This window comes from Psychroflexus sp. MES1-P1E, assembly GCF_002836055.1.
Taxonomy (GTDB): Bacteria; Bacteroidota; Bacteroidia; order Flavobacteriales; family Flavobacteriaceae; genus Psychroflexus.
This window is the reverse complement of sequence record NZ_PJBS01000213.1, coordinates 1-3,356: the sequence shown is the minus strand read 5'-3', so window position 1 is coordinate 3,356 and position 3,356 is coordinate 1. Positions and strand designations below refer to the sequence as shown.

The window sequence follows — 3,356 nt, the reverse complement described above, 5'->3', positions numbered from 1 at the left end:
GTTACTAGTGCCGATTCCAAAAGCCGGTTTTTGTTTACAGCAAAAAGACATTTTAAAGAGAACTTTATCTCTGTTAAGCAAGAGTTTATAAAGGTTTTTAGAAAACATGGCATCCCTAAACAAATACATACCAACAACGGAAGCCCCTTTGGATCTGTAGCCGCTATTCAAAGATATACCAGGCTATCCTATTGGGGAATAGACCCTGTTTATACAGACCCAGCAAGACCAGATCAAAACGGACGACACGAGCGTATACACCGTGATTTAAAGGCCACTTGTGCGAAACCCTCAGCAGTCGATTTAAAAGCCCAACAACGCAATTTAAATCGGTTTGTGAAAGAATATAATCCTATTAGACCTCATGAAGCCCTCGACATGAAAACACCTGCATATTGCCATGATTTTTCTAATAGACCATATCCTGAAAAAATACCAAATTATGACTATCCTTCAAACATGAAAGTGATGAAAGTTTGCCAAAATGGATTCATGAGATGGAAGTCATAGTATTGGGTGTATTTAACCGCTGCTTTAAAAGGTAAATACGTTGGTATTGAAGATCAAGGAAACGGAATTTGGAGAGTATTTTATAGAGACGTATTTTTAGGTTTCTATTACAGAAATGAATTAAGAAATAAAGAACAATCTACAAGGTTAGAAACTAATTTAGTGTAGAGGCTAATCTTTAACTTTTGTAAACTATGTATCTTAACGAACATAATTCAAAAACACGTGTTTCAATTTGTTAAACCACTAAAATTATAAAATTGTATACTATAAATTAGGTATATCCTCTTTTAAAATTGAAAAATTATCTTCCCTTTCTTTTAATTCTCTAATGAGTTGAATGGACTCAGGTATTGCATCACTAGTTAAGACAATAAAACTTCCTTTTGTTGCTTCTCTAATAGATTTGTTAATAGCTTCCTGCTCATCAGGAACAACACTTATTTTCTTAGTCGTATCTACAGTATGAATACCAATCGTTAATAAATCCAAAATTTCCTTAGGTGTTCTTCCTCTTAATTCTGAGTCTTGTCTTATTATTATTTCATCAAATACGTTGGCACTTACTCTTCCTAATTCAATTATATCTTCGTCTCTTCTATCTCCAGTACCCGAGATAATTCCTACTTTGGGAAATCCTTCTGTTTTTTCCAAAAATTTACCTATAGCTTCCATTCCAGATGGGTTATGTGCATAATCTAATAACATCTCAAATTCTTTGAACTGAAACAAATTCATTCTTCCTGGCGTTTGAGCAGGCGATGGTGTAAATGTCTGTAAAGCCAAACGGATGTCTTCAAGCTGTACTTTTCTAAGAAATGCGGATAATACAGCAGGTAATACATTTTGAATCATGAATATGGCCCTACCAGAAAAGGTAAGTGGAATATTCAACACTTTTTCAACACGAATTTTCCATCCACCTTTGTTAATGGTAACATATCCATTTTCATAAATTGCCGCAATGCCTCCTTTTTTACAATGTTCAATCACTTTTTTATTGTTTTCATTCATGCTAAACAATGCAATTTTAGAGGTGATATTTTCAATCATACCTAAAATAAGATCATCATCTGCGTTTAAAATCGAATATCCTTTTGGGCGTACATTTTCTACAACTACTGATTTCACCCTTGCCATTTGCTCTATGGTTTGAATTCCTTGCAATCCCAAATGATCAGAAGTAATGTTGGTTACAATACCAATATCACAATGACTGAATCCGAGTCCTTCTCTTAAAATACCTCCTCTTGCAGTTTCTAAAACAGCAAAATTTACTGTAGGGTCACTGAGTACAAATTGGGCACTTTTCGGGCCTGTACAATCCCCCTCCTGAAGCATTCTGTTTTGCACATATACTCCATCAGATGTTGTATATCCTACTTGAAAACCAGCACTTTTCATGATGTGAGCTATTAAACGAGTAGTGGTAGTTTTTCCATTTGTTCCTGTAACTGCTATAATGGGTATTCCAGCCTTTTTTCCTGCAGGATATAGCATATCTATGACAGGTTCGGCTACATTTCTTGCTAATCCAGAGGTCGGATCGAGGTGCATTCTAAAACCTGGTGCTGCGTTCACCTCTAATACAGAACCACCTGTTTCAATTACAGAATGTTCCAAATCACTAGCCATCACATCAATACCACAAATATCTAATCCAATTATTCTTGAAATACGCTCCGCCATAAATATGTTATAAGGATGAACAGTATCTGTAACATCAGTAGCTGTGCCACCTGTACTTAAATTAGCAGTAGTTTTTAAGAAGAGTTTTTTCTTGTTTGGTAATACGGATTTTAAAGTAAGATTTTTGGTACTTAAAATATGCTGAGTCATTTTGTCCACCGTAATTTCAGTTAACATATTTTCATGCCCAAAACCCCTTCTAGGGTCCGCATTTACTTTTTTAATCAATTCTCTAATGGTAGATTTTCCATCACCTACAATATGAGCAGGAGTACGTTTTGCTGCTGCTGCTAAACGATGATTTATGACCAAAAGCCTAAAATCATGTCCTTCTATAAATTTTTCAACTATTACTCTTTCAGAATGCTTTTTAGCCAATTTAAAAGCTAATAGTGCTTCCTCTATATTTTTAATATTAATAGTTGCTCCCTTTCCATGATTTCCATCAATGGGTTTAATTACACAAGGATAACCAATACTATCTAATTCATTAATTAGTTCTTCTTCTGTAATAGAAATACTCCCTTTGGGAACAGGTACTCCTGCTTTGTTCAGAAGATATTTCGTGTCTTCTTTATTGCCCGCAATATCAACACCAATGCCACTGGTCTGGCTAGTTATGGTAGCCATGATTCGCTTTTGATTTACACCATAGCCTAATTGAACTAATGAATCTCCATTTAGACGCATAAAAGGAATTCCTCTTTTGGAGGCTTCATCTACTATGGATTTCGTGCTTGGTCCTAATTTATCTTCCTCTCTAATTACTTTTAAGGCTTGAATATCTAAACCCAACTGATATGGACTTCCAGTAATTAATGCTTCTACTATTCTTATTGCTGCTTTTCCTGCATAAATCCCTGCATTTTCTTGTGTATAAGTGAATACTACATTATAAATACCTTCTTCACCAGTTCCTCTTGTTCTTCCAAATCCACAATCCATTCCTGCAAGAATTTGAATTTCTAAGGCAATATGCTCTGCAATATGTCCCATCCAAGTTCCTTCTTTGACTCTTTGAAAAAAACCTCCCTCACATCCTTCTGAACAGTGATGTTCGTACAAAGAAGGAATCATTTTTTCTAACCGTTCCGAAAAACCATCCACTTTATCAGAAGGTAATTCTTCCATCTCCTCTAAATCAAGTTTCATAACGA

The 3,356-nt window shown here is 35.1% G+C and carries 2 protein-coding genes; one reads left to right on the top strand and one right to left on the bottom strand.

Annotated features, from left to right (window positions below; translation table 11 throughout):
- The coding region (locus CXF67_RS08835; protein ID WP_145990423.1) for an integrase core domain-containing protein at window positions 1–510 on the top strand (510 nt) is incomplete at its 5' end.
- Between the two features lie 267 nt (window positions 511–777).
- Here the strand turns inward: CXF67_RS08835 and cphA are convergent.
- Window positions 778–3,356, bottom strand: a 2,579-nt coding sequence (gene cphA / locus CXF67_RS08830; protein ID WP_257984637.1) for a cyanophycin synthetase, incomplete at its 5' end; no start/stop codon positions are given.